Annotated in this window: 6 protein-coding genes and 1 pseudogene; 2 read left to right on the top strand and 5 right to left on the bottom strand. The window is 71.2% G+C overall.

Annotation, left to right across the window (positions count from 1 at the left end; genetic code table 11):
* On the top strand, positions 1-344 hold a 344-nt coding region (locus ACWCO3_RS30790; RefSeq protein ID WP_450013386.1), incomplete at its 5' end, for an AI-2E family transporter.
* On the opposite strand, the gene ACWCO3_RS30785 is transcribed toward ACWCO3_RS30790, so the two are convergent.
* Positions 345-995 carry a dienelactone hydrolase family protein gene (locus ACWCO3_RS30785; protein ID WP_358049609.1) on the bottom strand — a complete coding sequence of 217 codons (651 nt, stop codon included), beginning with the start codon at positions 993-995 and terminating at the stop codon, positions 345-347.
* 146 nt (positions 996-1,141) lie between these two features.
* Here ACWCO3_RS30785 and ACWCO3_RS30780 point away from each other — a divergent pair, with 146 nt between their 5' ends.
* Entirely contained in the window at positions 1,142-1,321 is a 180-nt protein-coding gene (locus tag ACWCO3_RS30780) for a hypothetical protein (protein ID WP_354876803.1), read from the top strand.
* 44 nt (positions 1,322-1,365) lie between these two features.
* Here ACWCO3_RS30780 and ACWCO3_RS30775 read toward each other — a convergent pair whose 3' ends face one another.
* The 4 genes and pseudogenes from ACWCO3_RS30775 to ACWCO3_RS30760 form a co-directional block, all read right to left on the bottom strand.
* Entirely contained in the window at positions 1,366-3,738 is a 2,373-nt protein-coding gene (locus ACWCO3_RS30775) for a glycoside hydrolase family 65 protein (RefSeq protein WP_450013383.1), read from the bottom strand.
* Entirely contained in the window at positions 3,735-4,538 is an 804-nt protein-coding gene (locus ACWCO3_RS30770) for an HAD family hydrolase (RefSeq protein WP_145786042.1), read from the bottom strand. The genes ACWCO3_RS30775 and ACWCO3_RS30770 overlap by 4 nt, the downstream gene beginning before the upstream one ends.
* Positions 4,539-4,597: 59 nt before the next feature.
* Positions 4,598-5,062 carry a DUF4442 domain-containing protein gene (locus ACWCO3_RS30765; RefSeq protein ID WP_145786041.1) on the bottom strand — a complete coding sequence of 155 codons (465 nt, stop codon included), beginning with the start codon at positions 5,060-5,062 and terminating at the stop codon, positions 4,598-4,600.
* A 64-nt stretch (positions 5,063-5,126) separates the two neighbouring features.
* Positions 5,127-5,484: pseudogene (locus tag ACWCO3_RS30760) on the bottom strand (hypothetical protein); the annotation flags it as partial.

Here is a 5,484-nt window from a genome sequence, read left to right as displayed (position 1 = left end):
TGATCACCTTCCTCGGCGGGTTCGTGCCGATCATCGGGGCGACGGTGGCCGGCGCGGTGGCGGTGCTGGTGGCACTGGCCGCGAACGGCCCCACCACAGCACTCCTCACGCTCGCCGCGGTGATCGCGGTGCAGCAGATCGAGGGCAACCTGCTGGAGCCACTGGTCATGAAGAGGCAGGTACGACTGCACCCGGCGGTGATCCTGGTAGCGGTCACCGCCGGCACGCTGATCGCGGGGATCGCTGGCGCCTTCGTCAGCGTCCCGATCACCGCCGTGCTTTGGCGCGTCATCGACACCGTCCAGCAGCGCCGGTCTACCTCGGCCCTCGTGCCGACGGAGTGATCATCGGTTGAGGTGGGTGGCGAACCAGGCCCCTGCCTGGTCGGCGACCTGCTCAAGGGTCCCGGGCTCCTCGAAGAGGTGGGTGGCGCCCGGGATCACCCGGAGTTCGCCGACCTCACCCAACTCGGCCAACGCCCGCTCGTTGAGCGTGATCACCTCCTCGTCCAGGCCACCGACCAGCAGCAACGTCGGGGTACGTACCTGGGCCAGCGCGTCCCCGGCCAGGTCCGGTCGACCGCCCCGGCTGACCACGGCACCCACCCGGTCCGCGCGGGACGACGCCGCGACAAGTGCGGCGGCGGCTCCCGTACTGGCCCCGAACAGACCGATCGACACGTCACCGGCGGGTCGTTCCACCGCCAACCAGTCGACGATCCCGGCCAGCCGGCTGGCCAGCAGCCCGATGTCGAACCGGAGTTCGGCGGTGCGTGCGTCCACCTCGTCCTCGGCCGGGGTGAGCAGGTCCACAAGTACAGTGCCGAGCCCTCGACCGTTCAGCGCACGGGCCACCGCCACGTTGCGAGGGCTGTGTCGGGAGCTGCCGCTGCCGTGCGCGAAGAGGACGACACCGGCCGGCTGGGCTGGCAGCATCAGGTCAGCGGGCAGGTCCGCGTCCCCGACTGGAATGGTCACCGCTGCCTGTTCGTCCATGCCCCACCTCCGCGTGATCGCCTACCGCCCGGGTACCCCGCCGGCCGCGCCGCACGCCGCGTTTGCCCGGTGGGGCGTCGGGTACGCGACGGACGACCGCAGACCGTGTCGGCGCAACCGCGCCCCGACGGATCGCGAGGATCGTCATGGCCAAGCAGCAGATCTCCGAGCAGCAGCAGAAGACCGAGCGGGCCCGGCGGGAACAGGACGCCGAGCGCAACCAGGACTTCGGGGACCAGGCCGCTTCGGCGCGGCTGCCCGACGATCCCAAGGCGGCGGCGCCCCGGGACGCGATCGGGCGTCCGTCAACCGGCGAGCCGGTCTGACAAACGGTGCGACGCGGTCGGGGCGGAATGATCCGCCCCGACCGTCACTGTTCGGGCTCGGGCAGCCGCAGCAGCGGAGACCGGCCGGGTGGCTGCTCGGGCGGCGGGCCGGACGGCTCAGCCGGCGGCACCGGCACCGTCACCGGCTCGTCGCAGGTCACCCGCAGTAGTTGATCGTGGTGGCGCAGCTCCACCACGTCGTCCGGGCCACCGTGGCGCAGCGAGTACGTCGTCTGGTGCGGCCGGACATCCACCCGCAGCGCCAGGCCCCGCCACTGCAGGGAAAACTCCAACCTGTTGAGGCGGCTGGAGAGCCGGGGCGCGAAGGACAGCCCGCCGTCGTGGTCGCGCAGGCCGCCGAACCCACCGACCAGGGCGAGCCACGCGCCGGCCAACGACGCCATGTGCACGCCGTCGCGGGTGTTCTCGTTGAGGTCGTGCAGGTCCATCAGCGCTGCCTCGCGCAGGTAGGTGTGCGCCAACTCCGGGTGGCCCACCTCGGCCGCGAGCACCGCCTGGGTGCACGCCGACAACGACGAGTCGCGGACGGTACGGCGCTCGTAGTAGAGGAAGTTGCGCACCTTTTGCTCGGGGGTGAACGCGTCCCCCCGCCAGTGCATCGCGAGGACCAGGTCGGCCTGCTTGACCACCTGTTTGCGGTACAGCTCGAAGTACGGGTAGTGCAGCAGCAGGGGATACTTCTCCGCCGGCGTGTGCGTGAAGTCCCACTCCTGGAGCCGGGTGAAGCCCTCCACCTGCTGGTGGACGTCGAGCTCCTCGTCGTACGGGACGTGCATGGACATCGCGGCGTCCCGCCAGCTCGCGGCTTCCTCGTCGGTGACCCCGAGGTGGTACGCCTCGTCCCGGTAGCGCATCACCACCTCGGCGGCGGTGAGCAGGTTCCGTTGCGCCATCAGGTTGGTGTAGACGTTGTCGTTCTTCACGGCGGTGTACTCGTCCGGGCCGGTGACACCGTCGATGTGGAACTGCCCGTGCCGGTCGTGGTGGCCGATCGAGCGCCACAGCCGGGCGGTCTCCACCAGCAGTTCCAGGCCGATCTCCCGCTCCAACTGGGTGTCCCCGGTGACCATCACGTAGCGGCGCATGGCGTCGGCGATGTCGGCGGCGATGTGGAAGGCCGCAGTGCCGGCCGGCCAGTATCCGGACGATTCCGGCCCCTCGATGGTCCGCCAGGGAAAGGCCGCGCCCCTGAGGTTGAGCGTCTCGGCACGCTCCTTCGCCGAGTCCAACGTGCTGTACCGCCACTGCAACGCGCTGCGCACCGCGCTCGGCTGGGTGTAGGTGAGCACCGGCAGGACGAACATCTCGGTGTCCCAGAACGCGTGCCCGTCGTAACCGGGACCGGTCAACCCCTTCGCCGAGATCGGCCGTTGCTCCGCCCGCGCTCCGGCCTGGAGCACGTGGAAGAGACCGAACCGGACCGCCTGCTGCACCTCGGGGTCGCCCTCGACCAGCACGTCGGACGCGTCCCAGAACTCGTCGAGGTAGTTGCGCTGCTCCCGGTGGAGGCCGTCCCACCCGTCGAGCCGGGCGCCGGCCAGCGCCGCGCCGACCTGGTCGCGCAGCGCGGGTAGCGAGCGCCGACTCGACCAGCCGTACGTCAGGTACTTGATCACCCGCAGCTTCTCACCGGGCTTGAGCACGCAGGCGATCGTGGTGCGTACCCAGTCCTGGTAACCCTCCGACTCGATGGTGGTGCGGTCCGGGCCGTGCACCTCGTGCTCCATCGCGGCGGCGACCCGCAGCCCGGAGACCTTGGTGCGGTGGATCAACTGCCCGCCGTCCGGGGTGGTCAGCTCCTCCTCGGCCTGCAGGGGCGACTCCAGCACCGCTGCGACCCGGGGGTCCTTGCTCTGCGCCGGCAGTGACTCGTTGGCCACCAGCTCGGACTGCACGATCAGCCGCAGTGGGCCGTCGACGGCCTCCACCTCGTAGCTGATGGCGGCGACCGACCGCTGGGTGAACGAGACCAGGCGGGTGCTGCGGACCTTGACCTCCCGACCGGCCGGCGAACGCCAGTGCAGCTCCCGGTGCAGAGTGCCGGCCCGCAGGTCGAGGACCCGCTCGTGGGACAGCAACTCCCCGTAGCGCACGTCCAGCGGCTCGTCGTCGACGAGCAGTCGGAGCAGTTTGCCGTTGGTGACGTTGACGATCGTCTGCCCGGACTCGGGAAAGCCATAGCCCGCCTCCGCGTAGGGCAGCGGGCGCAGCTCGTAGAACGAGTTGAGGTAGGTGCCGGGCAGGCCGTGCGGCTCACCCTCGTCCAGGTTGCCCCGCAGGCCGACGTGCCCGTTGGAGAGCGCGAAGACCGACTCGGACTGGGCCAGCACGTCCATGTCCAGCCGGGTCTCCCGGACGTGCCACGGCTCGACCGGATAGGCCCGCTCCCGGATCACGCGGAACCTCGTTCGCCGGCGGGCTGGTGGGTGGCGGTGCGGGCCGGCGACGGCGGGTCGGCGGCGGCGAGCAGGTCGGCAAGGTCCTTCACCACGACGTCGGCACCGTGCGCCAGCAACTCGTCGGCCTGCCCGACCCGGTCGACGCCGACCACGTAGCCGAAGCCACCGGCGCGGCCGGCAGCCACCCCGGAGAGCGCGTCCTCGAAGACGGCGGCGTGTGTCGGGTCGACGCCGAGCAACCTGGCCCCGGCGAGGAAGGTGTCGGGGTGCGGTTTGCCGCGCAACGACTGGGCGCGGGCGACCAGCCCGTCGACCCGGGCCTCCAGCAGCGGTTCCAGCCCGGCGGCGGCGACCACCTCACCACCGTTGGCGCTCGCGGTCACCACGGCCCGGCGTAGCCCGGCTTCGCTCGCGGCCTTCAGGTAGTGCACCGAGCCCGGGTAGACCTCGACGCCGGAGGTGCGCAGGCGCTGCAACAACAGGACGTTCTTACGGTTGCCCACCCCGTTGACGGTGTCGGCGTCCGGCGGGTCGTCCGGGCTGCCCTCGGGCAGCACTATCCCCCGGGAGGCGAGGAACGACCGGACGCCGTCGGCGCGGGGTCGTCCGTCGACGTAGCGGTTGTAGTCCGGGCCCGGGTCGAACGGTTGGAACGGTTCGCCCGAGCGGGTCGCCCGCTGTTGAAGGAACTCGTCGAACGTCTGCTTCCACGCGGCGTTGTGGACGCGGGCGGTCTGCGTCAGCACACCGTCCAGATCGAAGAGACAGGCGGTCACGTGAGCAGGTAGGCCCAGCACGGTACGAATCTATCCACCCTGCTAAGCCCGCAAACCCGTTTCGCCTGGCCCGGTTCGGTTCAGTTCGGCCGTAGCGTCCAGATCACGGTCATCGCCGAGGTCGGCTTGCCGTCCTCGGTCGCGATCTCCACCTCCACGGGGAACTCCGGCCGCTGGCCGGACTCCAGTTCCTCGATCACCTCGAGCGCCGGCCGGCCCAGCCGCGCGGTGGCCAGCACCGCGCCCATGGCGAGCTTGCGGTAGGCGATGTCAGCCCGGACGGCGAGCGGCACGGCCCGGTCGAGCAGCTGCCCGAAGGCGGCCATGACGACCGCGCCGGAGGCCGTCTCACCGAGGGTGAACATGGCACCGGCGTGGGGGCCGCCGATGTGGTTGTGGGTGGCTGGCGAGTCGGGCAGCCGGACGACTGCCCGCACCCCGCCCTCCGCCTCGGGCGCCACCTCGACGAACTCGAGGCCGAGCGTACGGGCGAAGGGCACCGCTTGCAGCATGCCGGCCGCCACCTGGCGGGAGTCGATGGTCATGGCCTGACGCTACTCGCCGGTAATCAGGGCAGCAACCAGCGGTTTTCCCGGTGACGGCAGGTCGTTAGAGGTTGGCGATCGTGCGCAGGATCTCCGCGTAGAAGTTGCCGTCGATGCTGCGGAAGAAGGAGAAATCCTGGCCCGGGTCACCGAAGAACGGGCGCAGCGTCCACGCCAGCTGGGTGCCGACGAAGCCGAAGAGCAGGATCCAGATGTAGAGCAGGGTCATGCTCGCCGGCCGCTGGGTCGGCTCGCCGCGCCGCACCGGCGGCCGCTCCCACGGGCGCTGCACCGGCCCGTAGCCGGGTGGCACCATGCCGGGCGGGAACGCGGCGACGGCCGGTTGTCCGCTCGGCTGCGCCGGAACCGGCGGGGTCGCCGCGGCACCGTTCGAGGTCGACCCGGCCGCCGCGGCTCCGGCC

Source organism: Micromonospora sp. NPDC002411 (genome assembly GCF_053592955.1).
The sequence above is the reverse complement of the archived record's forward strand: the minus strand, read 5'-3'. Positions and strand labels throughout refer to the sequence as shown.

Excerpts from the sequence above, each read along its gene's own strand:
- ACWCO3_RS30785 (WP_358049609.1), bottom strand. The coding sequence starts at position 995 with ATGGACGAACAGGCAGCGGTGACCATTCCAGTCGGGGACGCGGACCTG.
- ACWCO3_RS30780 (WP_354876803.1), top strand. The coding sequence starts at position 1,142 with ATGGCCAAGCAGCAGATCTCCGAGCAGCAGCAGAAGACCGAGCGGGCC.
- ACWCO3_RS30765 (WP_145786041.1), bottom strand. The coding sequence starts at position 5,062 with ATGACCATCGACTCCCGCCAGGTGGCGGCCGGCATGCTGCAAGCGGTG.